This is a genomic window from Coleofasciculus sp. G3-WIS-01 (assembly GCF_040223135.1).
Lineage (GTDB): Bacteria > Cyanobacteriota > Cyanobacteriia > Cyanobacteriales > Coleofasciculaceae > Coleofasciculus.
The window spans coordinates 1-23,757 of record NZ_JAVJZI010000094.1 but is presented as its reverse complement, the minus strand read 5'-3'; the positions used below and the strand labels follow the sequence as shown (position 1 = coordinate 23,757).

General features: G+C 43.8%; 32 protein-coding genes, 1 tRNA gene and 1 pseudogene. 15 read left to right on the top strand and 19 right to left on the bottom strand.

All coding sequences use genetic code 11. The features are described from left to right. The first annotated feature begins 87 nt into the window (after positions 1 to 87). The 8 genes and pseudogenes from RIM23_RS10100 to RIM23_RS10065 all read left to right on the top strand — a co-directional run bounded on the left by RIM23_RS10100 (position 88) and on the right by RIM23_RS10065 (position 5,030). Positions 88 to 240 carry a hypothetical protein gene (locus RIM23_RS10100; protein WP_446366683.1) on the top strand — a complete coding sequence of 51 codons (153 nt, stop codon included), beginning with the start codon at positions 88 to 90 and terminating at the stop codon, positions 238 to 240. Further along, positions 228 to 1,118: a ParA family protein gene (locus tag RIM23_RS10095; RefSeq protein ID WP_446366681.1), complete on the top strand. Its 891-nt coding sequence runs from the start codon at positions 228 to 230 to the stop codon at positions 1,116 to 1,118. Before RIM23_RS10100 ends, RIM23_RS10095 begins: the two co-directional genes overlap by 13 nt. A gap of 15 nt (positions 1,119 to 1,133) precedes the next feature. Beyond that, complete coding sequence (locus RIM23_RS10090) at positions 1,134 to 1,547, top strand: hypothetical protein (protein WP_446366679.1); 414 nt, start codon at positions 1,134 to 1,136, stop codon at positions 1,545 to 1,547. Positions 1,548 to 1,682: 135 nt separating this feature from the next. Continuing rightward, the gene (locus RIM23_RS10085) at positions 1,683 to 2,120 is read left to right on the top strand and encodes a Panacea domain-containing protein (RefSeq protein ID WP_446366677.1); all 438 of its coding nucleotides are present in this window, start codon (positions 1,683 to 1,685) and stop codon (positions 2,118 to 2,120) included. Then, positions 2,120 to 2,557 (top strand): hypothetical protein, encoded by a 438-nt coding sequence (locus tag RIM23_RS10080; RefSeq protein ID WP_446366675.1) that lies wholly within the window; start codon positions 2,120 to 2,122, stop codon positions 2,555 to 2,557. The genes RIM23_RS10085 and RIM23_RS10080 overlap by 1 nt, the downstream gene beginning before the upstream one ends. A gap of 214 nt (positions 2,558 to 2,771) precedes the next feature. Next, positions 2,772 to 3,755: a porphobilinogen synthase gene (gene hemB, locus RIM23_RS10075; protein WP_446366673.1), complete on the top strand. Its 984-nt coding sequence runs from the start codon at positions 2,772 to 2,774 to the stop codon at positions 3,753 to 3,755. A 329-nt stretch (positions 3,756 to 4,084) separates the two neighbouring features. Continuing rightward, a pseudogene (locus RIM23_RS10070) lies at positions 4,085 to 4,165 on the top strand (DUF6399 domain-containing protein); the annotation flags it as partial. A 10-nt stretch (positions 4,166 to 4,175) separates the two neighbouring features. After that, positions 4,176 to 5,030, top strand: a complete 855-nt coding sequence (locus RIM23_RS10065) for an endo-1,4-beta-xylanase (protein WP_446366671.1) — start codon at positions 4,176 to 4,178, stop codon at positions 5,028 to 5,030. On the opposite strand, the gene RIM23_RS10060 is transcribed toward RIM23_RS10065, so the two are convergent. The 7 genes from RIM23_RS10060 to RIM23_RS10030 all read right to left on the bottom strand — a co-directional run bounded on the left by RIM23_RS10060 (position 5,021) and on the right by RIM23_RS10030 (position 10,781). Further along, positions 5,021 to 5,554 (bottom strand): hypothetical protein, encoded by a 534-nt coding sequence (locus tag RIM23_RS10060; protein ID WP_446366669.1) that lies wholly within the window; start codon positions 5,552 to 5,554, stop codon positions 5,021 to 5,023. The two genes, RIM23_RS10065 and RIM23_RS10060, sit on opposite strands and share 10 nt — an antisense overlap. Further along, positions 5,551 to 6,606, bottom strand: coding sequence for a site-specific integrase (locus RIM23_RS10055; RefSeq protein WP_446366667.1), 1,056 nt, complete (start codon positions 6,604 to 6,606; stop codon positions 5,551 to 5,553). Before RIM23_RS10055 ends, RIM23_RS10060 begins: the two co-directional genes overlap by 4 nt. After that, positions 6,606 to 9,407 (bottom strand): phage/plasmid primase, P4 family, encoded by a 2,802-nt coding sequence (locus RIM23_RS10050; RefSeq protein ID WP_446366665.1) that lies wholly within the window; start codon positions 9,405 to 9,407, stop codon positions 6,606 to 6,608. Before RIM23_RS10050 ends, RIM23_RS10055 begins: the two co-directional genes overlap by 1 nt. A 38-nt stretch (positions 9,408 to 9,445) precedes the next feature. Continuing rightward, positions 9,446 to 9,607, bottom strand: coding sequence for a hypothetical protein (locus RIM23_RS10045; protein ID WP_446366663.1), 162 nt, complete (start codon positions 9,605 to 9,607; stop codon positions 9,446 to 9,448). A 113-nt stretch (positions 9,608 to 9,720) separates the two neighbouring features. Further along, a complete protein-coding gene (locus RIM23_RS10040) occupies positions 9,721 to 10,125 on the bottom strand; it encodes a hypothetical protein (protein WP_446366661.1) in 405 nt (134 codons plus the stop codon). Beyond that, on the bottom strand, positions 10,115 to 10,330 hold the full coding sequence (locus RIM23_RS10035) for a hypothetical protein (RefSeq protein ID WP_446366659.1): 216 nt from the start codon (positions 10,328 to 10,330) through the stop codon (positions 10,115 to 10,117). Before RIM23_RS10035 ends, RIM23_RS10040 begins: the two co-directional genes overlap by 11 nt. 64 nt (positions 10,331 to 10,394) lie before the next feature. After that, on the bottom strand, positions 10,395 to 10,781 hold the full coding sequence (locus RIM23_RS10030; RefSeq protein ID WP_446366657.1) for a hypothetical protein: 387 nt from the start codon (positions 10,779 to 10,781) through the stop codon (positions 10,395 to 10,397). An 11-nt stretch (positions 10,782 to 10,792) separates the two neighbouring features. Between RIM23_RS10030 and RIM23_RS10025 the strand changes: the two genes are divergently transcribed. From RIM23_RS10025 to RIM23_RS10010, 4 genes are all read left to right on the top strand, one after another. Continuing rightward, entirely contained in the window at positions 10,793 to 11,278 is a 486-nt protein-coding gene (locus tag RIM23_RS10025; RefSeq protein WP_446366655.1) for a helix-turn-helix transcriptional regulator, read from the top strand. Then, on the top strand, positions 11,271 to 11,513 hold the full coding sequence (locus RIM23_RS10020) for a helix-turn-helix domain-containing protein (RefSeq protein WP_446366653.1): 243 nt from the start codon (positions 11,271 to 11,273) through the stop codon (positions 11,511 to 11,513). Before RIM23_RS10025 ends, RIM23_RS10020 begins: the two co-directional genes overlap by 8 nt. An 89-nt stretch (positions 11,514 to 11,602) precedes the next feature. Then, positions 11,603 to 11,896 carry a KGK domain-containing protein gene (locus RIM23_RS10015; protein WP_446366651.1) on the top strand — a complete coding sequence of 98 codons (294 nt, stop codon included), beginning with the start codon at positions 11,603 to 11,605 and terminating at the stop codon, positions 11,894 to 11,896. Between the two features lie 16 nt (positions 11,897 to 11,912). Continuing rightward, positions 11,913 to 12,152, top strand: coding sequence for a hypothetical protein (locus RIM23_RS10010; protein WP_446366649.1), 240 nt, complete (start codon positions 11,913 to 11,915; stop codon positions 12,150 to 12,152). 170 nt (positions 12,153 to 12,322) lie between these two features. Here RIM23_RS10010 and RIM23_RS10005 read toward each other — a convergent pair whose 3' ends face one another. The 11 genes from RIM23_RS10005 to RIM23_RS09955 form a co-directional block, all read right to left on the bottom strand. Further along, entirely contained in the window at positions 12,323 to 12,838 is a 516-nt protein-coding gene (locus RIM23_RS10005) for a hypothetical protein (RefSeq protein WP_446366647.1), read from the bottom strand. Between the two features lie 375 nt (positions 12,839 to 13,213). Further along, complete coding sequence (locus tag RIM23_RS10000) at positions 13,214 to 14,446, bottom strand: hypothetical protein (RefSeq protein WP_446366646.1); 1,233 nt, start codon at positions 14,444 to 14,446, stop codon at positions 13,214 to 13,216. Positions 14,447 to 14,466: 20 nt separating this feature from the next. Beyond that, positions 14,467 to 14,763, bottom strand: coding sequence for a hypothetical protein (locus RIM23_RS09995; protein ID WP_446366644.1), 297 nt, complete (start codon positions 14,761 to 14,763; stop codon positions 14,467 to 14,469). A gap of 10 nt (positions 14,764 to 14,773) precedes the next feature. After that, entirely contained in the window at positions 14,774 to 15,160 is a 387-nt protein-coding gene (locus tag RIM23_RS09990) for a hypothetical protein (RefSeq protein WP_446366642.1), read from the bottom strand. Further along, positions 15,153 to 15,437 carry a hypothetical protein gene (locus RIM23_RS09985; protein WP_446366640.1) on the bottom strand — a complete coding sequence of 95 codons (285 nt, stop codon included), beginning with the start codon at positions 15,435 to 15,437 and terminating at the stop codon, positions 15,153 to 15,155. Before RIM23_RS09985 ends, RIM23_RS09990 begins: the two co-directional genes overlap by 8 nt. 16 nt (positions 15,438 to 15,453) lie before the next feature. Then, a complete protein-coding gene (locus RIM23_RS09980) occupies positions 15,454 to 15,828 on the bottom strand; it encodes an FHA domain-containing protein (RefSeq protein WP_446366638.1) in 375 nt (124 codons plus the stop codon). 11 nt (positions 15,829 to 15,839) lie between these two features. Beyond that, positions 15,840 to 16,208, bottom strand: a complete 369-nt coding sequence (locus RIM23_RS09975) for a hypothetical protein (RefSeq protein WP_446366636.1) — start codon at positions 16,206 to 16,208, stop codon at positions 15,840 to 15,842. Positions 16,209 to 16,611: 403 nt separating this feature from the next. Further along, a complete protein-coding gene (locus RIM23_RS09970) occupies positions 16,612 to 17,337 on the bottom strand; it encodes a hypothetical protein (protein WP_446366634.1) in 726 nt (241 codons plus the stop codon). Beyond that, entirely contained in the window at positions 17,337 to 17,696 is a 360-nt protein-coding gene (locus RIM23_RS09965) for a hypothetical protein (RefSeq protein WP_446366632.1), read from the bottom strand. The genes RIM23_RS09970 and RIM23_RS09965 overlap by 1 nt, the downstream gene beginning before the upstream one ends. Positions 17,697 to 18,061: 365 nt before the next feature. After that, a complete protein-coding gene (locus RIM23_RS09960) occupies positions 18,062 to 18,865 on the bottom strand; it encodes a hypothetical protein (protein ID WP_446366630.1) in 804 nt (267 codons plus the stop codon). Positions 18,866 to 18,947: 82 nt separating this feature from the next. Next, positions 18,948 to 19,253: a hypothetical protein gene (locus tag RIM23_RS09955; RefSeq protein WP_446366628.1), complete on the bottom strand. Its 306-nt coding sequence runs from the start codon at positions 19,251 to 19,253 to the stop codon at positions 18,948 to 18,950. A gap of 358 nt (positions 19,254 to 19,611) precedes the next feature. On the opposite strand from RIM23_RS09955, the gene RIM23_RS09950 reads away from it, so the two are divergent. Then, the gene (locus RIM23_RS09950; RefSeq protein ID WP_446366626.1) at positions 19,612 to 20,877 is read left to right on the top strand and encodes a hypothetical protein; all 1,266 of its coding nucleotides are present in this window, start codon (positions 19,612 to 19,614) and stop codon (positions 20,875 to 20,877) included. Then, the gene (locus tag RIM23_RS09945) at positions 20,877 to 22,682 is read left to right on the top strand and encodes a hypothetical protein (protein ID WP_446366624.1); all 1,806 of its coding nucleotides are present in this window, start codon (positions 20,877 to 20,879) and stop codon (positions 22,680 to 22,682) included. Before RIM23_RS09950 ends, RIM23_RS09945 begins: the two co-directional genes overlap by 1 nt. A 129-nt stretch (positions 22,683 to 22,811) precedes the next feature. On the opposite strand, the gene RIM23_RS09940 is transcribed toward RIM23_RS09945, so the two are convergent. Then, positions 22,812 to 22,884: transfer RNA gene (locus tag RIM23_RS09940), tRNA-His, on the bottom strand. A gap of 118 nt (positions 22,885 to 23,002) precedes the next feature. On the opposite strand from RIM23_RS09940, the gene RIM23_RS09935 reads away from it, so the two are divergent. Beyond that, positions 23,003 to 23,401 (top strand): DUF4359 domain-containing protein, encoded by a 399-nt coding sequence (locus RIM23_RS09935; RefSeq protein WP_446359334.1) that lies wholly within the window; start codon positions 23,003 to 23,005, stop codon positions 23,399 to 23,401. Positions 23,402 to 23,757: the final 356 nt, after the last annotated feature.

Here is a 23,757-nt window from a genome sequence, read left to right as displayed (position 1 = left end):
CAGGCTAGCCCATAATGCGACAAACGTGATCGGGTCAGCCTAAGAATTGTTATGAATTGGCAGGACGTGTCTTCCAAATAACTAAGAATGAATAATCTTTGGTTTTATTCTCTACTACCAAATGTGACGCGATCGCGACCCATGAACCTACTCAAGTTTTCTCTCCAACGCCAAGTCTTAATCCAACAACTTTTCAACCCGCTCAATCTAGAGACTGGAGTGGATTTGTGGCAATTATAATTTCATTTATTAATTTCAAGGGAGGTGTGGGTAAAACAACAACCACCGTCGCCGTTGCTGAGATGTTGGCTGGGGTATTTCATCGCAAAGTTTTGGTTATTGATCTTGATCCTCAAACCAATGCTACATTAATGTTAATTGGTGAAGAAAGATGGGAGGAACTTAATGAAAATCATCACACCTTAGCCCAACTTTTTCTAGATGCGATCGCGCCAGAATACCCTAGGTTTAATCTGGATAAAGCTTTACAACACCAAGTTTCTAATGTCAAAGATTTAACCAGTTTAGACTTGCTCCCTTCAAGTTTAGATCTAATCAATGTGCAAGATAGGTTAGCGACCATTCCCGCTGGACGGTTTTATGCCGCCAGTCCAATTAACATTTTGCGGCGCGGAATTCGCTCTGTAATTGATCCCTATGATTATATTCTCATCGACTGCCCTCCTAATTTGGGTATTGTTACACTCAATGGATTACGAATTTCCCATGGTTATATCATTCCCACCATTCCGGATATTCTCTCAACTTATGGAATTCCCCAAATCACCAAAACCATTCATGAGTTTTCCGAAACAATCGCTGAATCTATTGTTCCCTTAGGCATTGTCATCTGTAAATACAATGCTGGTATGACACTTCACGATCGCGTGATTAAAGATTTACGTCGATATAGTAAAGATGCCCGTGTCTTTGAAACCCAAATTCCGCACAAGCAACAAATTGCTGAAACTGTTGAATTCAATGATCCCGACAAATTCTCAACCTTGCGACAAAAATGGGGATATGCGGGTCAGTTTGAACAATATCTAAATTTGGCAAAAGAGATCAGAATTGCGGCTAGTCAAATTCTCAAAAATAAGCCGTATCACTCCAGTTGAACGTGGAGAAATTAAATGAGCCTTGACCAACTTACAGCATTGATCAAACTCCTGGAAGAAATTCTTCCTAATACCCAGGCAACTTTGACCAAATACCAACATGATCCCAACTTTGCCCAAGAGATTGATTCATTATTTCAAGTCTTATCGACAAAATGTCAAGCTCCCTCGAAAAAGCACCGCACCAAACGATGTACGAGTGTTTTTGATCCCGTTGAACTCTATCACCAGCAGGGGGAGCAATACTTACGTCAACAGTTGCAGCAACTCAAGGTTGAACAACTTAAAGATATGATTGCTGAACATGGGATGGATGCGAGTCGGCGGGCAATGCGCTGGAAAAAACGCGATCGCCTGATTGATTTGATCGTCCAAACCGCTAGCTGTCGCGCCCGTAAAGGCGATGCCTTTCGCTCCAGAGAGCGATAGTCGGTTAGGTTGTATTCCTGATTGGATTAGGTTTCTTCGGAAAACCTCACCTCTCATATAAGGATTCTTCAACCTAATTGAGTCCGAAAAATGCGACAATAGATTTAAAGGTCACTCAGCTTTAGGAGCTTCACCATGTATCAAGCTTCGGATATAGCTAAATATTTCATTCACTATGCCAATCTTGAAGAGGACGGCATGATGACGAATTTAAAACTGCAAAAATTACTGTATTATGCCCAAGGGTTTCATTTGGCTTTGTTTGATCAGCCTCTTTTTCGAGAAGAAATTAAGGCATGGCAGTATGGTCCAGTAGTCGAAGAAATTTATCACGCCTATAAGGGATATTCGCGTAATCCTTTACCCGATCCTGAAAAATTCAATCCTGAAATAATTTCGCCAGAAATAAAGAATTTAATTGATGAAGTTTATAGCGTGTTTGGTAAATATACTGGTACTGTTTTAGCCAATCTTACTCATCAAGAAAAACCTTGGATGAATACAGGACTAAATCAAACCATTACTCATGAATTAATGAGTGACTATTTTAAGAGTCAGATTGTTGAGGATTGATGGGTAAAGGCAATAAAAATAGAATCAAAAACCCTTTTCCAAATCAGTCTAAAGTAAAAGGCAGGATTGCAGAACCTTCATCGGACAAGATTTTAAATTACGATGACTGTCATCCTGTTTTTTGTCTTCGGTATTTAGAGGATGACTACGGTCTGGATAAATGTACTAGGGATGAGCAGGCTGATCTGGCTAAGGCTCTGAGAAAACGAAGTCAAATGACTTGGCGACAAATTTGGGCAGCAGATCGGCATGGATTGGGTGCAGAAAAGATTGCGAGAACTAGCATAAAAGCTTCAATTCCTAAGCATATTACGGAAGATATCGACTTTTTTATTGCCCTACGATTTTCGGGAAAGGCTCCAATGGTAGGTTATCGCATTAAGGATATTTTTCGGATTATTTGGTTAGATCCTAAATTCACCTTGTATAATCATTAAAGCTGAACGGGTGATAAGCCGATCAAAAGCTTGACAGATAAGGCATTTTATCCATTCAACTCAACCGACTGGACTGTTTGATGCGTCAAGCGAAGTAAGCGCTCACTACGAACGGCGCGATCGCGATGATGGCTATCCCTAGGGGAAGGCTCGTTCTACAATAGTCTTCTGGTCTAAAAATTTTCGGTTAATCCGTCTTTTCAAATCTTAACCTATGTTTCCCATTCATCGTCCTCGCCGTCTCCGCCAAACCACCCAGTTGCGTCGCATGGTGCGTGAACATGTTGTTACCACTAGCGATCTGATCTACCCCTTGTTTGCTGTACCCGGTGAGGGAATCGCCCAAGAAGTCAAATCTATGCCGGGAGTCTACCAGTTATCGGTAGACAAAATTGTGGAAGAGGCGAAGGAAGTTTACGATCTTGGTATTCCATCGATTATTCTATTTGGCATTCCTGATAACAAAGATGTGGAAGCCACTGGCGCATGGCATGATTGTGGCATTGTCCAGAAAGCCGCAACAGCCGTTAAAGAAGCGGTGCCAGACTTGGTGATTATTGCCGATACCTGTTTGTGTGAATACACCAGTCATGGACATTGTGGGTATCTTGACGTCGGAGATTTAAGCGGGCGGGTTCTTAACGATCCCACCTTAGAACTGCTGAAGAAAACCGCCGTCTCTCAAGCCAAAGCTGGGGCAGATATTATTGCCCCATCGGGGATGATGGATGGTTTTGTCCAAGCAATTCGGGCAGGATTGGATGAAGCTGGATTCCAGGAGACACCGATTCTGTCTTATGCGGCGAAGTATTCCTCTGCTTATTATGGACCGTTTCGGGATGCCGCAGAATCAGCGCCACAATTTGGCGATCGCCGCACCTATCAAATGGACCCCGCCAATAGCCGCGAAGCCCTTAAGGAAATAGAACTGGATATTGCGGAGGGGGCAGATATGCTGATGATTAAGCCAGCGCTGGCGTATATGGATATTATCTGGCGGGTGAAGGAAGCCACGAATTTACCAGTTGCTGCGTACAATGTATCGGGTGAATATTCGATGGTCAAAGCGGCTGCCCTCAACGGCTGGATTGACGAACAGAAGGTGGTGATGGAAACCTTGACCGGATTTAAGCGATCGGGCGCTGATTTAATTCTGACGTACCATGCCAAAGACGCTGCTCGTTGGCTACAACAGTAGCTAGTACCGTTCCTTGAGAAATCAAACATCAAAAGTTATCATGTCGGGGCGGGTTTAGTTGTAGGGTGAGCATTGCTTGATATCATTCAAAACACTATCTATCTATATGTAGGCTAAGCAATGCCCACCAACCCTCACCTCTCACTTTCCCATCCTTGATCCAATTACAGCCAAAGCTGGTACTGTTGCAATTGAAACTCCCCGCACTTTTAGGGCGAGGATTCTTCGTTCACAGATCCGGCTTGCTGTCAACTCCTTTTTAAACTAAGGCAATATTAGGGAAAATCGGCTACCAACCTTCTTCTCCTGTAGAAGGTCGTAATGGCTATTTGTCTCAAATTTATCACAACCGACGTGGATTATCAGCTAGACGACTTAAAGTCATGACAATTATCCATAATTTTCACATTGTACGTGGGGATGGCACGACCGCTGCTGAACGTTTATTTGGACAAAAATTCCCCAACCTTGCCATTAGCAAAAACCGTTTCAGATTTTGCGATTGCAAATGGTAAAAAACTTCGAGGGAATCATTTGTTTAACTCGCTGACTATTGGGAAAACAGAGCAATACAAAAAGGTTTCTGAAATTTTAAAGGAGTTTCCGGAGATTAAATACTGGGATTGCTGCTTAGAGCTAATTGGAGATTCTGGGCGGTTCAGAAATTCAATTATCCAGTCAGAAATTGACAGGTGTTTTCTTGTCGCCAAAACGCAGCTTCCAGATGCTACATTTTTCTATTGCGATTATTACAGAGATAGTCGGAAATGGCAAAAAACTTATGAACTGATAGACAGTCTGCTGAGTAAAGATATTCCATTGGGGGGATTGTCTATTCAGTTACACAGCAATCTAAGACCACCAATTGCCAAAGACTGCTTAACTCTTGACTGGCAAGTCCACAAAATCTGGATGAATCGAATCAAGACAGATTTTGGCTTGTTAATCCACGTACCCGAGATAGTCTGCTGGCAGCCAGCAACTAAACTAACTTTCAAAGAAGTTAAATCTTTGAACAAAAACTCAAACATACGAAGGGAATTGTTGAGAACTGGTGCCGGGTTTTTTCTTGATAGATTTTGGGATGTTGAAGATTTACAGCTCAAAGCCTATTCCACCTTAATTGACTCCTGTCAAGGACTAGCTGATATGGTTGGGTTCTGGAGTGCTTTTGATGCTTCCCCCTGGAACTGGTTTGGAAATAGAGCCAAGGCTGGATTTTGGGATGAAAACTTCATCCCAAAACCAGCGGCTAAAGTGTTATTTTACCTTTGAAAAAAACTACACTTCCACGGTTTCTGATTGGACTCGAAACAAGTTTCTCCGAACCCTTCTTTCTTCAATAAATCAATTCCAAATTGATATTTTTCTCTGTTGCTGTTATCCAAGATTATCGTTCCGTTTTGGGAAATTTTCTGCATCGCATTTCTAATGCATTCGTTTCTCTGTCTTCCGTCGATCAGTATCACGTCGAAGGTTCCGTTAACTTCATTTATAGCGTTTGGATATCCCGCTGAAAGCGGTCGATATAGCAAAGATACCTTGTTGGTGCTGGGTAAAAAGATAAGGCTTGTCAACAAATCAGTCGTTATAGTAAACCACTTTCTATCGTGTTCCACAGACCAAATATTTGTTGAGTGTTGGGCGGCAAATATTGTTGAAGCACCTGAACCCCATTCCCAGTACGCTTTTGATTGGGATAAAAGGCTCGTAAAGGATGGTAGGCTGCTGGCTGGCAACCAGGGAAGATATTTCTCTTTTTCTTCAGGCATCATTGTAAATTTTTCTTCAGGCATCATTGTAAACGTTCAAAGGCTTCTTGGTGAGTTTTTTCGGAAATCCATCGGTGATAAATTTTGCTGTGGATCTCATGGCTGTGTCCCATCTGTTGAGCAGATAATGACAAGTCTAATCCCAGTTCAAGCGTCCTGATAGCCCAGCGGTGTCGAAGGTCGTAAGCTTTAAATGGAATTTTGTATTGTTTGAATTTTTTAGCTGTTCTGGTTCCATAGTCTGAATTTCGGTTAGCTTTTACACTGGGAATGTGAACATCGAATAGTTCCCAGTCCTTCCACCACGAAAGGGGAAATGGAAATACTGTTCTAGCTCCGGTTTTCCCTTCCTTGACATACAGGGAGTAGTCTTTACTCTTAAGCCGATCTACGTCTATAAGGAAAACCTCGTGAGAACGCAAGCCATAGACGGCTAGCATTCCATAAACCCAACGCCAAGCTGGATCGGTGATTTGCTGCCGGATTTCAACAATAAGCTTGTCAGATGGAATGTTTCTTGGGTTGAGTTCCTTCGTTGAGTATTTACTTAATCCACTAAACTTTGCCTCTATTCCTGCAAATCGACACAAGCTACTAAGAGCCATTACATAACGCTGTCTGGCTCTACTGCTAGGCTCTGTTTTCCCGATAAGCCTGAGACAGTTTTCTACAGTAAGCAATTCGTCTTGGGGTAGTTTCTCGAATGTCAGCCTATAATCTTTATCCCAAGTCGTCATGCTGGCTGAATTTTTTGTCCTTTTGTTAAAGTAATCCTCTTCATATTTTCGTATCCACTCCTTGACTAAGGTTGGATCTTGAACTGCCAGCTCTAGGTAATTGTTCCAATCGAAAGAGCGCGTCGCCAAAGCTGCCCCCAATTTCATTGCCTCTGTTTTTGCAAACTGTAGCCCGTCTGCATTGCAGTAAACACCGAGGCTAATCTCTTGCTGGTGTGTTCCTCTGTGGGTTCCAGGCTTGGGCGGTAAAGTCGCCCGTAGATAAAGCCTCTTTCCTCTTTGGTTGACGGCTACGCCAATGTTGAGAGTTCTTAGCTGTTCGTTGAGTGTTTTTAAATTCATTAATACACCAATAAATCTTGCAGGAGCTGAACGGAACCTGGAAGTGATTCGTAAGCCGGATTGTTAGAATCCCACTTGATTGTACCCTTGTCATCTTTAACTTTTTCCAAGGTTCCAAACCATCCTTCGAATTCAACGCGATCACCTTTTTTCGGTTGAGCGGCTGTGGCGGCATCTAAATAGCAAGTAAAACTGTTCCCCTCATCAGTAGAGCCATCTAGGAGAGAAAGAAAGGCTACCAGGTCTCCCCCCCAAGTTTCTTTTAATTTCCTCACGTACCCGTACTTGCCTATATATTCCTTGTGATATGGGTGCTTGCCAATTTTCACCTTACATCCCTTTTTCAATCTCGAAAATAGTTCTTTTGCTGCTATTTTTGGATCGTCGCATTCTGGCAAGAATTCCCAATCTCCGTTACCCAGAATTGCTTTAGAGCTGGAATGGTCGTAGGTTACTTCTATGAAATGTGTCGCTAGTCCGATAACTGTCGCTGGGCTGTTCTTTCCGGCTAATTTTAGTTTTGGTCTAACGCGATCGCCTACTCTTGGTCTGTCCCCTGGTGTTTCCGGTTCTGCCCCGGTGACTGGTTTTCGATCGCCCCCTGGTGTTTCCGGTCCTGGGTCGGTTGGCTCAGTGCGATCGCCCCCTGGTGTTTCCGGTTCCAAAAACCAAGGCAGGAGATCTGATCTGGTGACTGGTTTGCGATCGCCTCCCACCGGAAGACTTAACCCAAGATGATTTTCAACTGAGAACTCGTCCATTCTAGGTATTGAGTAGAAGAAGCAGCCATTAGTCTTTTGCGATTTTTCTGCTCCGATCCGCTGGATAGCTTCAAAGAATTTGCGATTTTTCTTCGGAGTGTATCCCGCATCTTTAGCCCAATCTACATAGGAATTATAGAGATCGCCTGCTTTGGCTTTTGGGTTGCCCTGGGGAAAAGATTCAGCCAAAAATAAATATTCCGAGTTATTCGCCTCAAAGCGTTCGGCACTGGTGCGTCGAACATTCTCTATGTTGCCAGCTTGCATGATTGTTTGCTTGGCGGTTTTCAGTGGCATAAGCCAAGCCCACGCAAAAATTCCAGCTAGCTCCTGTCGAAGCTTTTCGGTTAGTTCTATATCTACTGCTTTTGGGCGATTACTAAAAGATATAGCGACAATTCTTCGATCCAACCCTTCGGAGCCAGATGGGGTATCGAGATATTGATTGTATGCGCGGATTACGCATGTTCTTAGGCGGGATTCTACCGGGTTCTCGTACAAGTAACGGATAGATATAGGCTCGTTTGAAACTACCCGGTTAAACATCCCCACGTTTTTGAGGATGCCTTGCGCGTCAAAATCAATAGAAACTTTTTTGTCAAGCATACTTGACAAGCTATTTGGCGAATTAAACGTATCGCAAGTGATCGCGGCATAGTTCCCTCTCCCAACCAGTTCCGTAATTACGTCTAAAAACGTACCCTTTCCCGTGCCTTTGGCTCCAATTATATCAAGCGACTTTTCTATATCTGCCTTCCGGTTTGATGGCTTTGGTGTCAAAATCCATTTAATAAAAGCCCTGATTAGTTCGATGCTTTGGCTGTCTCCATCTAATGCTGAAGCCAAAAACCTCTTCCAAGTCGGGCATTCTGCTGTCATATCCCACTCATAATCAATACATGTAGTACAAAAATCTTCTCTTACATGCCCGCCCATGAAATTTCCGGAAACACAGTCCAGTGTTCCATTTTGAAACACCAACAACCGATCTGGATTCCACAAGGATTCCCCCACCAGTAGTCGGCATTTTAGTTGCTTGAGGACTACCTCTAATCCAGTAGTTTGCCGCCATTTTTGGGCATCCTGGAACAAAATCAGATCTCGATCAAACTCCTCTGATGTGGCAAGTGCCCAGTGAGATGATTCCCATCGATAAAATCCGATACCTGGTCGGTATCTCCAGGTATCCTTGAGCACCGTCCAGGCTATTAATATTTTGCTGAGGCGATCGGGGTCTTGTTTAAACATTAAATCCCCTTTTTTCGACAAAGCGGGGGTTGCTTCTCCCAGGATGGTATTAAAAGCTTCTGAACCATGCCTAACGATAAAATCATCTGGTCCGTTTTTCGATCCATCTATCTCATTTGGAATCCTGGCAATCTTCGGGAATGCACCGAGATTCCTTAAGGCTTTGGCTAGCTTCGCTATGGCATCCTTGACTTGATACTTGTCAACTATATCGCTATCAAAAGCAATGTAAACTTTTCTACCTTTCCAGTTGATCTCATTTTCTAGCTCTGGCAAAAGCCTGGATTCTTCCATCTTCCCGATGGATTCCTGCTCTTCTATTTCATCCTCAATCAGTTGAGCAGGTGGGTATTCTATTTCCTCGCTTCGAGTTGATTTGTCCAGCCATCCATAAACCCCAGCTAGACCGACTGTAAATATCCCGTGAGCATTGAGACAATCCGCTTTTTTCTCGCCTTCGACCAGGATGACAGGGGTGTTGGCATCTTTTGCTAAGTCCATGTTACCTAGTCTGGAGAAGTATGGTCTATTCCCCATAGCGCGGGGCGATAAGTATTTGGGAGCATCTGTTTTTTCTCCCCAGTCCTTAGGTTTAATCCTGTTGAAGGGTTTCCCGTTGATTAAGTATGCATCCCCATTGGGGCTGGAGTAGTTAAAAATCAGCCCATCATGGTCTATCCCCAAATTGTTCTTGCTCCATTCCTTGTCGGCACTAAAGTGTCCCGTTTGAAGCGCTTGAGTTTCCGTTAAGCCGGAGTTCATTAACTCCCGCAAGTCGTCGTCGTTAAGCATAGGAAAATGGGGGGGGCGACACCCCCCCCCCGCGATTATTACTGATGTGTTTGAACTGTTGGGAATGGTTCTACTGGACTATAAGTCAGGTAGAACTCGAAATCGGGTAGCCACCGACGAAACTTGCCCAAATGAGCGATCGCTTGAGCTTTGTCTGGGTAACGACCAATGGTTTTAACCTCACCGTATTGAAATCTCATGGTGATACGCCATGGATTGCCGCTGTAATATAAGACGCTGGTCTCTTGCTTTTCACTTATCACCTGCCTCCCGTGTGACTGGGAAATCTTGTTCTTTAGCCATTCTGAGTGCTTCACCATTTGTATTCAGCTCCTTCGTCTTCGTCTTCATCCTTTTCGTTAAGATAGGCTGTTACCTCGTGTACGGTTGTAGAAGGAATCAATTTGGCGTGAACAGTTGGCATGTCGGCGATATTTATTCCTTGCGCCTTTAGGAAGTTGGAGACAGTTTCATAGTCCGCCCGAACCCTTTCAAACTCTCTTGTCAGTCGCTCGACATCATAGTGCAGCTTTTGCCGCTGCTCATAAAGGGAGTTGGTTGATTCGCCCATGACTGCCAATGCTCGTGTTCGAAGCTCGGCAACTACATCGGACATTTTCTCTCCATCTTCTATATCGACAGTAAATCCTACTTCTTCACTGTTGTCATGGCTGTGTAATGAAGCGCGGATCGAGAAGTGCAGTCTTTTAATTTTCATGGTTGTATTCAAGGATGAAATGGTGAACAATTTCCAGTATTTGTTCCTTTGTGCCAGTTACCCAGTGGCGATTGGTTCGTATTCCGTAAAGGTGTGTGGAGTAGCGCTCCAATGTTCCACCTAGTCGCTCAACGTAAGGACTGAATTTGCCGAAGCCTGTGGCTTGTTTTGCTGCAATTACGTGGGGGTTTTCCTTGGATTTCATGTCATTGACTCTCATGGTAAAATGAGAACATTGGAGGGTTAAGCTCCAATGTTCTATTCGGTATTTATTTGACGAGGAGCGCCTCTAGGGTTTCGATGTCAATCGTCTTCCCTGGGTGCTTCTTCTCTAAACAGATCTGGACAATTCGCAGGCATTGGTCTTTAGATAAGTGTCCTGCCTGGTAAGCGTCGAGCGCGTCTTGAGCGACATCAACGTTATCGTGGCAGCCGCCGCCGAATAGGCTCGTCAGAGTTTGTTCGAGTTTCTGGGGGTCTGAGAGTTGGGACACCAGTTCGGTGGCGATCGCCTGCCCAGCGGCGGCGAATAGTTGAGATAGGGCTTGAGATAGAATGGGTTCCATGGTTGTTTTCTCCTGATTCGGGTAGTTTTGCGATGCCGAAGAACGCCCATGCACTAAGCGCAGGGTTGTGCGGCGGAACACTTCTTTCATGACTTGAATAAATGAATGGCGCTGGCGGTGATGGTCGTCAGCGCCGTTTACTTGCTGTAACTCGCCCGTTTAAAGGCGTTTATGGTTTGCTTGTACACACCCGCCGCCAGATAGTTAACCTCCTTCTTCAAGCGAGAGGCGTTGGGTGTAATCTAAGAAATGCAAAAGGGGAGAACTCCTGTCCAGGGCGCAATCTTCCCTTTTGCCTCGTCTTTGACTGCTACGTTTTCGTAGCAACTTTTGTTATGATAGACCCAGTTCCAGAAAAAAACAACCCCCAGGGGAAATTGAGCTTAAAACAGTTTCGCGTAGAGATCTTAAAAATGAGTCAGCGGGAGTTCGCCGAGGTAATTGGTGTATCTCGCAATACCGTGGCTCGATACGAAATGGGGCTGCACAAAACGCTTCGATTCACTATTGAGCAAATTTGTGAAATAGAAAAGCTCCTCCAATCTCATGGATTGACGTTTCAAAACTTGAGGAGCATGGATGATTGACAAAAAGCAACCCCCGGGAAAGAAATTGAGTCTCAAGCAGTTCCGAGCAGATGTACTAGGAATGTCCCAAAGGGAGTTTGCAGAGGCGATCGGTAGCACTCAGAATACGATCGCCCGGTACGAGTCCGGGCGTCACAAGTCAATAAAGTTCTCTCTTGACCAGATTTGTGAAATAGAAGATTTACTTAGAACCCATGGTCTGACTTTTCGGAATTTGAGAGGGTTGGAAAAATAAGACGCTACGTTGTGAGAAGATAAATAAACCTTCCCGCCCCCAGCAGGAAGGTTGATTATTAGAAATTCACTTCGTAGTACAAGGATACCATGACTACCGTAGAACTGTCTGGGTTCAAGGAAGATGATGTTATTTCAGGGGTGTTTCCAGATATTCGCTCTAACCCTGATCTCAACGAAGGACTCACAATAGCAAAACTGGTAGAGGATCGATTTAAGGGACATTGCATCAGCTTACAACAAGGGGTTGATTGCCGTTTGCTCAGGACAACTGGCGGCGGATGGAGAGAAGGGAAAATCCGATTGCAGGTTAACGTGACTATCGACTTTATTCCCGACGAACCCGACATAGAACCACCTCCAGGCGCTCTGGTAAAAAGTTGAGATATAGGAGAGACAAATGAAGTGGGTTGCTATTTACCAAAAGTATCCGCCAACATTGACAGACCCATTTGACTTCGAGATCCATGGGTGGGAGGTGGCGGCGGCGAACCCAGACGAAGCAATAGAGATTCTGGAAAAACGATGGGATGTGCCGTGGCGCATCTTTTTGGTAGAAGTTGTGTTAGCCACCGATTTGGAAGAATGGCAACAAGACCTAGAGCTAGAGCCACGTCATCGGGTGAGGCTTCACAAGTAAATGCGATCGCTCCGGCTGACCAGGATACTATGCTCATTCAGAAAAAGTTTTGCTCACAACCCTCCCTACTCTCCCTATCCCTTGTGCAGTAAAGGTTAAAGGCTTGTTTAAACCCTCCCTAGACTCAACACCAACCCTCCCTACCCTTGTAGTCTGCTTTGTTGGCATGGTCAACCGGGGGCGATCACCCCCTGGCGCTTCCGGTCTTGGGTCAGCCACCGTCCTAATTCGTGAATTAATCGCCGCTTGATTTCTTCCCCTAATTCCTCCCTGGTAAAATTCTCAATCCTTGGGTAACTTGAGTAGCTTGGTTCAAACCATTTCAAGTCTCGCCAGTGTACCTGACGAGGCATAGGTCGAACGGCTTCATCCCAGTCAAGGATTGCCTGCATAGGCATCGCCAATCGATCAACATCGACATTTCCAGCGATGTGCTTGTACCATCGGGTGAGGCTGGGGGATTTGATTTGTAGCAGTTCACCATGCCCCAGGGAAAACGATCGCTCGTTGGGATAATAGCTGAAAACTACGCCATAGACCAAGCTAACCTCGATATCAGGATGAGTATTGCGCCAATGTCCGATAGAGTTTTTGCTGGGCGTGTAGTCGAATTTATCCAAAAAACCAACAGTGCCAATGTTTTCTATGTTTTTGTCGCCGTAATTAAGCAATGGAATTCTGTTCATGTCATTACCTCAATCAAAGGCAGCGTTTTAGCCGCTGTTTTATATCCCGGTGGTTATTAAACGTGGAGAGGACGCGACCGCGATCGCGCTCCTTTCAGCTTCATGGTGAAGCTGAAAGCATTGATTTTCCGTTGATTATTTTTGTACAGAGTCCAAAGTAAAAGTCTAAAGAATCATCACTCTTAAGTGATGATTGCATTTTTGGGTTAAATTAGCAAAAACCGAGGCAAGTGCTAGGGAGGGTTGGCGTTGAGTCTAGGGAGGGTTTAAACAAGCCTTTAATCCTTACTGCACAAGGGATAGGGAGGGTAGGGAGGGTTATGAGCAAAACTTTTCCTGAATGAGCATAGTATCCTGGTCAGCCGGACCGATCGCCTAAGGGAACTTCGTGGAGTTGTTTATGATCCTTGAACTAAATCCGATGCTGTTCGTCGGGTTAGAGGAATACAGCGTCCCCTTTAAGTACCTTTCCTTGCCAGCGCTATTTCCATCTAAGTAATCACTGATGATGATTTCGCTGAAACTGTTCGCCGACAGGATGCGATCGAATTGAATTGGTTCAGCTTCAATAGACAGACCCACGTTCTTGTTGCTCGTGCTCGTTCCAACAGTCTGGTAAAAGCGGATAGAGCCACCCGCTCCAGAAACATCGCAAAAAGTCTGCTGAGGGAAAGGTGATATCAAGTATAATCGCCCAGCGATATGCAGGGAAGATTCTCTGACAAGAATAACCGCAGATACTGAAGCCAGCAACTCTAGAGTGCAGTTAACCATTAACAATCTAGAGTTTCTGGTAACGACCACAATCATTCTATTGTGCCGAAAATGAACATTTTCCACCGTTATATATTGACTATTTCGACTATATAAGCCCCTGTTGAATTGAGTTATGACTGTCGAGGAATCAATTATAGGTTGCTGCCCGAAGCTATTCGGTATCCCCAAAAGCCGAATTCCAATGGGCGGTAAATCTGGAAGGTGCAAGGAGGAAACAAATGCCTCTCCTGACTCTGGGCAGTGAATTCTTATCGTAACCGAATCGATAGGTGAATCAGTAGAGAATGCAATCTCGTCACTCGTATACGGGGCATATTTCGTAACCCACCTCAAAGCCCCATTTGGAGTCTTGAAGTCATTTGTCAAAGACCCGAACTCGTCGCTTCCGGTGATTCGGACATTGAGTTCAATTTTTCTGTTTTCAGTGGCACTTCTTGGCGCTTCGCTAATCGTCGAGAAGAAAAATACGCCATCAGTATAGCTGAATCGGAGTAAGGTAGTCCCTACTTTGTTTACCTCAAAGTCTCCGACTGTCAACTTACTTTGCTTGAAACCATTTAAATTCAATCCAGTAGTACCTGGCAAATTTGTTATTTTTATCAAGCCCTCATCCCCGTCCGCAATTGCCGGGAACTCAATATCGACAGCGGCTTCGGTTAATTGATTCCCTGTACCAGGTTCTGTTATTGACAGGGACTCTATCTGCACTTTTAGCAGGTTCCGTCCCTCTGGGTAGGTGGCTATCGGCTGGAACGGATTTGTTAAATCTAAAGCTAGGGGAACAAATTCGTGATCAGCGAAATAAGACGACGGTCCGTAAAAAATTGGCATTGATTAAAAGAACTAAGGGTTTACTCCCACTCATCTCGCAGATCTAGTGACTTAGCTACTAATTCCTTCGCTTCCTCCCACAAAGGTTCGTATTGGTCGGTGGTGACTCCGACTTCATGTCCTTTTGAGCCTAGCAATGAAGCGTAAGTCAACAAGAGAAAAGAGCTATCGTTGTCTATAAAATTCCACGCCCTATCCGTCATCTCAACCGCCAAGCGAATTCGATTGGCGATTCCATAAGTATTCAAGATCCGGGCGATCCGAGCGCTCCCTAGTGTCGAGGCAATTACGGCTATCTTGAATTCGTCTTTGTTCATTGCTTCTTCCTCAAGATTTAGCAATTCTACAATCTATTTGCTCAAAGACTCGACATACACTTCCCTTAAACGTAATCCGAGTAAAATGCTCTTGCAAAAAGATTAGTCCTACGTTTGGCACAGACAATTGATACTCCCGATTAAATCCTTCCCCATCCTTGACTTTGAAGATGTCTGCTCGCAGGTCATTCAATACCCCTTTTTGCCACAAACTTGTTGTGTGGCTTATCCTAGTCTTCCACTCGTTCAACTGTAAAACACTGGCTCTATTTCTAACGAGTACTTCGTTACTAGAATTGTCTATGATTCCAGCGGGTTTATTTAAATTCCCAATCCTAAACAAATAGAGCAATTCTTGGTCTGTCAAGGTAACATCACCAATTATACAGTTATCCATCGCCTTCATCTTGACTCCGATCTTCATATACAGTCTCCGTTGTCGTCTCCGTGGGATTTCTTCTTAGCAAATCTAAGGCGGCTTTTAGTTTAACCGTTTCAAACAACAACTCATAATACTCTGAGCGAGAAACCGTCGCAGTTTCCAGTTTGTCGATTCTTGAGTCTTGCTGGTTCGCTTGCTTTTCTTGTTCGGACTTGAGAAAAAGGATGAAACTGTTTAGGCTTAAAAACAACCCCAAATCTACGTTAACATATTGGTAGACTGTGTATAGCACAACTGACCAAAAAACGCTAAGAGGTAGTATCCTCCAGCCCGATAGTTTCATCGCCTTTTCCTTTGCTTGTATCCATTCGCAGTTTCTTATAGAAAAAAGTCGTGCTTCCTATAAGAAATTCTTCATTTGCTCGTAACGGAATTATGTCTAACCCCCTGTAAAACACCCCTTTCATGAAGATGCCATTTTTTGACGGTTTTTGAGTCAAAGGGTTTCCATTGCCTAAGTAACTTCCGTGTCTTGAAAATACTAGGTACGCATGAACCCGGGAAACTCCAGTATCATTAATTTGTATTGAGCACTGAGCGTCGCGTCCGACAAAAATGGTCATACCGTCCGGAAATCGTCTTGTTTCCTTGTTAAATTTTATCTCGTGTACGGTTTCGTTCATTGCTCATACCGTCACTCTATGAAAATCAAATTTTCGGACTGATGTGCCGTCATTGAGGGAAACAGAACAACAGCGGAGGGGACGGAAGATAGCTTATGTTCGGGTATGTCTAGTAATTGGCATCGGTTTACCTTGAATTGCGGAATCTCGCTTGCCACCCCGGCGAAATACACATCTTTTGCTACATCGTAGAAACCCCAACATCTACCTTGCTTGGTCTTTGTTGACTTTGGGCGGGCTTGCCAATGGAGGATAACTCCACTATTTAAGCTGTATTGCTTCACGAAGGGGTTGAAATCCAAGTTGAGTTCTTCCTCTGGAAAGTCTTCCCACGTAAGCAAAAATTTGCCTTTACTAATCTTTTCAATTGTAACGTTCATGATTTCACCGTTATAATTAATCGAGTTTCTTGATCAGAGACCGCGCTAATGATGCCAGAAAATGACTCTACTACCAAAACTTGAGGGCGGAGGGAGTAACTAGAACTATCCTTTGTTGCAAGTTCCGACCCCAGGCAAATGAACGCACTTGCAAGTCCAGCGTTGTAAACAAGAATCTCCCTTGTCCCCCAATCGGCGGGAACTAAAACAGAAGAGATTCCTGGGGACAAGAGAAGAGATAGCCGTCTAGCTTTAGCCGGCACCGACAACAAGCTAACGACCCTTTTAACTAGGGAAATCAAAGAGTAACTTCCCTCTGTAGAAGCAAGAGGTTCTGCATCTCCCTTAGTTCCCAAGGATTCACTTATTCTAGAAGATAAATCGGGATTCAAATTCCTCAGCATCAAAAGTATTCTCTAACCTTTACTTCATTGATAATGCCTCCATCAGACCACCCTACAATATGGTGTTCTGGGTAACCGAAAGGGGGTTGCCATTCAAAACCGGGCTGAACAATGGTTTCAAAACTTGCCTGGTTAATAACTTCAGGCAGCTCGGGCAAACTAGGCAAGATGTCTACCCAGATCGGAGAACCTGATTCAAGTGGATTCAAGATCTTAAATAATTTCCGGGCAGAAGGACCCAGAATTTCTTTAGCCACGCCGGCGATCACTCCATCAAACACGCCATTCAATACTATGTCTACAACTGACTTGATGATATTGGCGGCTATGCAGAGATCCGTTTTGCCTTCAATGCGGTCTAGTTGCTCTTCTAAATCATCACAAGGACTATTGGACCCCGACACCCACACCTCTAGGAAATCGTCACTACTGGGAGCTAACACGACTTCCATCTCATACCCCTTAAATTCAGCAGGAATTCGAGTTACCGTCTCAGTGTTTACCTGGTTGACAAATGCCAGTATGGATGGCGACTCTAATTGAATCTTCCTTTGTGTCCCAATTGGCAAGAACACCTGAAGAAAAGCATCTATTTCAATCTCTCCTGCAAAATCTGGAGCAATTATATAGAGGAAATCGGCTCCAATAAACCGATCGCTTCGATTTATCGCGCCTGGGTTCATCTTTTGATTAAAGACTCTACGGGTGGTTACTGTTAATGGCATTATCCTTTTTGATAAACCTCACCGTGGTAATCGCCACAAATCACTCGATCATGGTCTAAGATTTCCCTTATGTGTTGTTTCAGTCGAGCATCCCCTGGAGCATACGGAAGGAAAGCCGACATTTCTGAATATTTGCGATCGACGAGTTGGTTCTTAACGTAAGCTAAAACCTTTCTGGGCTGTTTGCTGAATGGGTCAATTTTCGCTGGATCTTGAATTTTAGCTGAGTTAAACGTTTCCGTTATGGGGGTCAATGGTTGCCCGTCTGGGTCTAAGTACTCCCGTTGATACCGGATGTAAATGTCTCCATCATCAGCATAATACTCAAACTTGTGCGATCGGTACTTGTAACTAGCCATCAAACAAGTTGATTCAATCTGTCAAATTTTACGATTTCACCGCGAATGACATAAGCTTTTATTGCCGGATTATCTCTTAATTCATCCAAGAAGGTGTACCATGTCTCCGAGTAAGGCTTGAATGGGATCGTAAACTGCCATTCGGAGTTAACTAAATCCGTGATAGTAATCAGCCTCGGAGTTAAAGGTAAACTGCACCCACCTTTCTTAGTAGTGTCAACGTTTTTTGCAATTTGAGCTGGAACAATGTCGGTGATTGAATAGTTGTCAACCCCATCGGTAACTACACTTTGCCGATACACCGCTGAAACAAGATAAAATACCTGGACTAAGTCTGAGTAATAAGTGCAAGATGCCACGACAACTTACAGTTCTATGCCCAGTGTCCGATTGAAAAGCTTGTCGCTTTCCCCTTCGTAGTCCAAGCATGCCGCCGACTCCAGGTTGGCAAGTGCTCGTCCACAGGCAAAAACGTTTTCACCAACGGTTGAAGTTGCGTGAGGGACTTTGTGTTTTTGGTCCCCCCCTGACCAAAGGGTAGTTAAAGTAAAGTGGCGTGGCTTGATGTAACTGGTTCCCGCACAACGAACTTGCAAAGCAGTTCCGGCACAAGTAGCCCAAGTGTCTCCCAAGATGGCGGGCGGCTGCCCCACTCTCTCTGTGTCAACTCCAAAAGATAGAAGCCGAATTATATTTGCATCGTCTCTATACTGGTATTTCCCAGAATACTTGCTACCTGGTCCAGAAGATATAGCTCTAGTCCCTGGTGTAACATCCGTCGTAATATTCCTTAGCTCGTTATATACGTTTAGTTTTCTTTCCCCTTCTTTTCTTAAGCAAAGAACTTGACGAACTGCTTTGATAGCGTTTACTTGCTCTTGGACTGCTTCAACGTTTGGCGACGAGTCCCCCAACGGAAGAGAAAAAGACCCTTGAATGGTTTCAAAAGTCATGCGGCGATAACGATAGCCGGACCCAGGACTACAAGGGAAAGATTCGTCATCTCCAATCCGCCGAAACCCAAAAGCGGCTAATAATGTATCAAGTACTTGGTCTGACATCCACGTTGGTTTTTTTAGACGGGCAGTTACCAACCCTGCCGACAAAGACTCGCCGAAATCGTCTACATACGCGATAGTGTTGATAATCGAGATTACCTCTTTTGCCATTATTTCACCTAATCTAACTAGAAAGCAGAGCCTTTGCGATTACATCACTTTAGGTAATGTCTTATGCAAAGTGGGACGCTCTTTATGCAGGTTCATCTGCCACGTCAATAGATGTAGGGTCAACTGATTCATCAAAAAATCCAGAAAAATTTCGGCGTAGCAAATTAGTCGATCCAGTTGGTAATCCCGTTGTTGTTGGATTTGCCAAGCTTAAACTCATTCGCACTGGTTTGTCTGCGTCTGGGAGTTGCGTGACTTTATATCCAAAAGACATATTGATGGCTCGAATCACTTTCCGAATATCTCCGGAAGCTTCAGCGGCAGTTAAAAGCTGCTGCATCGTTCCCGCCGTGTCGGGAAAAACCAAGTCTGCATAAACAAAAGTCAATCCAGTTGCGTCGCTAAGGAAACCAGGATAATGGGCTGTTGGGAGGGAGTTAAACATAAAGTGTTGTGCTTCGGTGCATCTTCACTGTACGTCAATTCATCGGTTTTTCTGGTAAAATGTCATCGTGTAACTTAAACTTCAAAGACATGAAGCGACGAACGTACAACCATTACAGGAGGTCAACGACTTACTGCCTAAGTGCTTCCCAAGGAGCTGAGCCTGCACCAAGGTGTATCTCTATAAAAAAATATGGAGAGAAGCATCATTTATCGGTAAGGCAAATAGGCACATTGTTGAGAAAGAAAGAACTAAAGGGATTTAAATTTAGGAACAAAATGTTTATTGAGGATAAAGGATAATGCCAACTTACACCGGACAGCAGATCTCAACTATTAACTTACTAGCAAGCGAGATTCCACCCGTCCTTAAGGAATTACATGACTTTGTATTCGGCTTCAATGATGGTGAGATAGTTATATACGAGTTACCGTTTATCTCATCTCCGGTTGCTCCCGACCAAAAGTGCTTTAAACCAGCAAACGTTTCTCTTCAAGCTGACGCAATTTTTTGGCAAAATATTTTTTTTGAGATTAAAAACACGTTTGCTCAATCACAAGGCGAAATTTCTATAACAGACTCAAATAGATTTATCAATGTTACCACAAAATTTATTTCATGGTGCAAGATGGTTCTACAAGCCTATCTGTCCGAGGACATTTCAGCATATCACAACAAGATAACATACCTGGTAAAATACGAGGATACTCCTGAAGGTGTTAAAATAAACCTTTACAACACAGAGATAACAGAGCCTACGACGACCCTATCGCAATTTAGCGAAGTCTGCGAATACTTTGATGGAGGCGCATTAAGGATAGTTAAAGGATATTTTAGGCCTCAACAATACCAAAAACTCGTAGAAGGCATTAAGCAAAAAGCGAAAACAATAGGGGATTTACTAAACTCTCCTTCGCCTGAGCCAGCGGAAATAGTCCAGCCTATTCAAATAGAGCGAACAGGAACAAACAAATTACTAAAAACACTGGGAGAGTTGTTCACCTTCATTAAAGACAGCTTTTCTTCTCTTAGTCAAGATATAGGTAGAATTAATACAGTTACTGATTTTCTGAATCAATCCTTGCACGACACAAGGTCTATCGAACTGAAACAAGTTAGACAGATTTTACAAGGCATAAGGGGGGAAGCTGATAAACCGACTGTGTCTACTCAGCTTTTAAAGTATGTAATAGACAGACAAGATGCCATCCTCCTCAAGGGAAGCGAAGGGAGCTATTATCCAGTAGAGTTAAATTATTTTCCCGGACAAGTAGACCAAAATGGATTACCCATTGACCCTCAAACCGGAGAAACTGTCAATATTGTTCGCCTTTCAATAAACAATGGACTTATTTACTCTTTGAGACGAGCCGACGATAATGCTCAGGTGCGTTATTTGCGACTGAATGATACCTTGTACGAAATAAATACGGTAGTTTCTGTCATCAAGCCCGCAGTAGAAAGCATTCAAGATAGACTAAGTAAGCATGAAATCAAATTAAATGAAATATCAAGTAAACTCGAAGAGATAAAAATAGAACTTAATAGTATAAGCGGAAGACTATAATGCCTTGTCTCACTAATCCTCAGATTGCGTCTATTATTGAAGCGATAGATCGGACATACGACTTTTTGATCCAACACGTTGACACTAATTCGGGAGCCTCACGGTTTGGGGAATTAAACGCTTACTTTCAGAACGACTTGATTGGGGGGTTTATTCCTTGCGGAAAAGTAGCTGCGGATCAGGATTCAATCGGAATAGGTCAAATTAGGTTAAGAGGACTTGAGGTAGCTAAGCAAGTTTTATTGTCAGCTACACCAGACACAAAAGCCCCGCCTCCTGAATTAACTGGAGATCACTGCGAAGATCTAATTAATGCCATCAACAATATTAATGTGTCCCTTGATTTGTCGGATATCTCTTTGTATGTACAATTAGAGCTGAACAAATTTGCTGTTACTTTAATGCAAGACATAGAATCTTTAGTCGCCAGCGAAATTTCTATTGTTCTGGACTACAATGCAGACATAATAAACAAAGTAAACAATGTCCAGTCAAAAACAAATGTAATCTCTTTTTCAGTTGAAGAAGTCTATTCGTTGCTATCAGTTAAAGTCACTGAGATCTTAGAACGGATTCATGACACAAGAGTTGAGTTAAGACAGACCGCGGTTCGAGTTATCCAAGTTTGGAAATGCCTTCACACGCCGGACTCTACAGTGGAAAGTCCTGTGTGCAAACCTTTAGAGGTAGATATAGAGGCTCTTTCTGTTTCCTTGCTAAATGGGTTGAGTGTGTTCATGAATCCGTTATTCTCAATAGAGTCTTCATTAAGGGAGCACATAACCAAGGAAATATTAAGTGTTTCTGTTGGTTTAATTGGAGCTATTGGGGTTTGTTGTGACTCTTTAACTTCCTTGGTAAACCAAAAAACGGGATTATTGGTAACTATTATAAACAACCCGACCTGGCTCTCTTCGGTTAGCAAGGAGCTAGAGGTACTAATCAGTCAATCAAGTGCCTTGCAAACCAGGCTGACTTCTATCTTTCAGGCAATTGGCAGTCTATCTCAGACAACAGAAGAAGGAGATGTTATCAATTACGTTTACCACAACACTACGACATACAATAGCTACAACAACAATCAAATAACTGCCGAACCAGTAAATGTTGATGTTGCGGCTATTTTGTCCGCAATAAGCTCGGTTGGAGCTATCGTGGAATCAATTAACCGATGTGTTTGCATCGAATTCCATGGAGAAATAGAGCTATCAAACTGCCAAGAGCAGATACCCCCTGAGGTTTTTCCGTACACAGGAAAGGGTTTGAAAGGGATTTCTGATCAAATGGTATCCATAGCGAGCGCCATGGATAAAATTGGAAAACGAGCTTGTGATAGTAGCAACGTTGCTGTCATTCTCCCATCTGACAAGTACGGTGAGCTTGATTGCAACAGACAACTCACTCTTTATTTCGGACTTAAGTATCCGTACTTCGGACATAGTTCTTGGCGGATATCGTTACCCCAGCCACGAACAGATTTGTCCTGGGCTGATTTTGATGGATTAATCTGGGAAAGAGGATCTTTTACTCACTCTGTTCGGTTTTCACTTGATGGGGGGTCAACGTTTCCTCGAAAAAATGCGACCTGGGGGGCGTTTAAGTCAAGAGAGATAGGTATTGACTTCTTTGATCGAGTATTAACGTTAATAGATCCCAGCGTAAAATTCCTTAGGAGCAACGGGGACGGGAGAATGGTTAAGCGAGTTCCATCTGCAAAGACAAGATGTGTTCGCGCCATGATCACGGACATAGATAACGAAACCGGAGAGGTCGCCAGTTCATATTGTTATAGCCCCCCCAGATAGTTCTTAGGGAAGCTTTAGGGAAGCCTCTGTTGGCTGAATTTTAGTTAAGATCGGCTATACTACGCTCTAAAAAACCGTCTATCTTAGGGAAACTTTAGGGAAGCCCTAGGTAGTAATCGCCGAAACTAGGGCGAACGATGGGACTCGAACCCACGAATGGTGGAACCACAATCCACTGCCTTAACCTCTTGGCTACGCTCGCCATACGGTTTATTAGTATAGCATCAAGTCTGGGAGTTGCACCAGTATTTATTGGTAATTTACCGGAACTCATAAGCTAGAGGGGAAAGTCATAACCAATGGAAGCTTGACTGAGTGACATGAAATCATTAAAAATTATTACAGTCTTGGGTGGAACGGCGTTAGTTGTGCTAGGAGTTGGACTAGCGTTGACGAATCCGGGTAAGGAGTCTTATGAGGAGTACGCCGTTGAACAACTCAGCACCTACCTCAAAGATGAAGTCTGCACTCAAACCCCCAAGCAATTGGAGTTTCTCAACCCCGATCCAGAATTCCTCAAGCGTCAATGCCAATCCCTCGTGGATACGGGACGCCCCCAAATCCAGCAAATTATTGACCAGCAGACAGAACAACAAAATTGGATAATTTTCAGCATTTACCGCACAGATATTAACATCAATCCCTTATTGCCCGCTTACCATTTTGAAACGGTGGGAGCTTTTCAACAGTTTTTGACCTATCAGGCGCAGAAAAAATAATGAATTCGAGTTTTTCAACTACCCCAACTTACTCCGTTGCGCCTTGAGGCGTCACTTCGTTGAAGCTGGGGATTGCATCTTGGCTCCACCTCAGCCCTGAATACTAAGAGCGGTAATCAGTTTTGGTTTGAGTACACCACGGTTCTCAGGATACGGTGAACCATCAATCCTGTAGCTAGCGTGGCGCTTAAGGAGTATCCTCTAGCTGTCTGGGATTGACTTCTCCCCCGGTTAAAACGCGGGGGATTCTAAGAGGATACTACGGGACGAACTAAAGCCGCGTCCCTTCGTTTTGCTCGTCTTCTTAGAGTTCCAGAGAAAAACCCTGGATGGCGCAGTCAAAAACGCCCTACTGA

Coding starts and splice junctions, on each gene's coding strand:
- RIM23_RS10005 (WP_446366647.1), bottom strand. CDS start 12,838: ATGAACAGAATTCCATTGCTTAATTACGGCGACAAAAACATAGAAAAC.
- RIM23_RS09975 (WP_446366636.1), bottom strand. CDS start 16,208: ATGAACGTTACAATTGAAAAGATTAGTAAAGGCAAATTTTTGCTTACG.
- RIM23_RS09965 (WP_446366632.1), bottom strand. CDS start 17,696: ATGGCTAGTTACAAGTACCGATCGCACAAGTTTGAGTATTATGCTGAT.
- RIM23_RS10010 (WP_446366649.1), top strand. CDS start 11,913: ATGAAGTGGGTTGCTATTTACCAAAAGTATCCGCCAACATTGACAGAC.
- RIM23_RS09960 (WP_446366630.1), bottom strand. CDS start 18,865: ATGGCAAAAGAGGTAATCTCGATTATCAACACTATCGCGTATGTAGAC.
- RIM23_RS10025 (WP_446366655.1), top strand. CDS start 10,793: ATGAATGGCGCTGGCGGTGATGGTCGTCAGCGCCGTTTACTTGCTGTA.
- RIM23_RS09995 (WP_446366644.1), bottom strand. CDS start 14,763: ATGAACAAAGACGAATTCAAGATAGCCGTAATTGCCTCGACACTAGGG.
- RIM23_RS10040 (WP_446366661.1), bottom strand. CDS start 10,125: ATGAAAATTAAAAGACTGCACTTCTCGATCCGCGCTTCATTACACAGC.
- RIM23_RS10090 (WP_446366679.1), top strand. CDS start 1,134: ATGAGCCTTGACCAACTTACAGCATTGATCAAACTCCTGGAAGAAATT.
- RIM23_RS09970 (WP_446366634.1), bottom strand. CDS start 17,337: ATGCCATTAACAGTAACCACCCGTAGAGTCTTTAATCAAAAGATGAAC.
- RIM23_RS10015 (WP_446366651.1), top strand. CDS start 11,603: ATGACTACCGTAGAACTGTCTGGGTTCAAGGAAGATGATGTTATTTCA.
- RIM23_RS10020 (WP_446366653.1), top strand. CDS start 11,271: ATGATTGACAAAAAGCAACCCCCGGGAAAGAAATTGAGTCTCAAGCAG.
- RIM23_RS10055 (WP_446366667.1), bottom strand. CDS start 6,606: ATGAATTTAAAAACACTCAACGAACAGCTAAGAACTCTCAACATTGGC.
- RIM23_RS10065 (WP_446366671.1), top strand. CDS start 4,176: ATGGCACGACCGCTGCTGAACGTTTATTTGGACAAAAATTCCCCAACC.
- RIM23_RS10060 (WP_446366669.1), bottom strand. CDS start 5,554: ATGATGCCTGAAGAAAAATTTACAATGATGCCTGAAGAAAAAGAGAAA.
- RIM23_RS10100 (WP_446366683.1), top strand. CDS start 88: ATGAATAATCTTTGGTTTTATTCTCTACTACCAAATGTGACGCGATCG.
- RIM23_RS10085 (WP_446366677.1), top strand. CDS start 1,683: ATGTATCAAGCTTCGGATATAGCTAAATATTTCATTCACTATGCCAAT.
- RIM23_RS09980 (WP_446366638.1), bottom strand. CDS start 15,828: ATGAACGAAACCGTACACGAGATAAAATTTAACAAGGAAACAAGACGA.
- RIM23_RS09935 (WP_446359334.1), top strand. CDS start 23,003: ATGAAATCATTAAAAATTATTACAGTCTTGGGTGGAACGGCGTTAGTT.
- hemB (WP_446366673.1), top strand. CDS start 2,772: ATGTTTCCCATTCATCGTCCTCGCCGTCTCCGCCAAACCACCCAGTTG.
- RIM23_RS10030 (WP_446366657.1), bottom strand. CDS start 10,781: ATGAAAGAAGTGTTCCGCCGCACAACCCTGCGCTTAGTGCATGGGCGT.
- RIM23_RS10045 (WP_446366663.1), bottom strand. CDS start 9,607: ATGAGATTTCAATACGGTGAGGTTAAAACCATTGGTCGTTACCCAGAC.
- RIM23_RS09950 (WP_446366626.1), top strand. CDS start 19,612: ATGCCAACTTACACCGGACAGCAGATCTCAACTATTAACTTACTAGCA.
- RIM23_RS10000 (WP_446366646.1), bottom strand. CDS start 14,446: ATGCCAATTTTTTACGGACCGTCGTCTTATTTCGCTGATCACGAATTT.
- RIM23_RS10035 (WP_446366659.1), bottom strand. CDS start 10,330: ATGAAATCCAAGGAAAACCCCCACGTAATTGCAGCAAAACAAGCCACA.
- RIM23_RS09990 (WP_446366642.1), bottom strand. CDS start 15,160: ATGGATAACTGTATAATTGGTGATGTTACCTTGACAGACCAAGAATTG.
- RIM23_RS09945 (WP_446366624.1), top strand. CDS start 20,877: ATGCCTTGTCTCACTAATCCTCAGATTGCGTCTATTATTGAAGCGATA.
- RIM23_RS10080 (WP_446366675.1), top strand. CDS start 2,120: ATGGGTAAAGGCAATAAAAATAGAATCAAAAACCCTTTTCCAAATCAG.
- RIM23_RS10050 (WP_446366665.1), bottom strand. CDS start 9,407: ATGCTTAACGACGACGACTTGCGGGAGTTAATGAACTCCGGCTTAACG.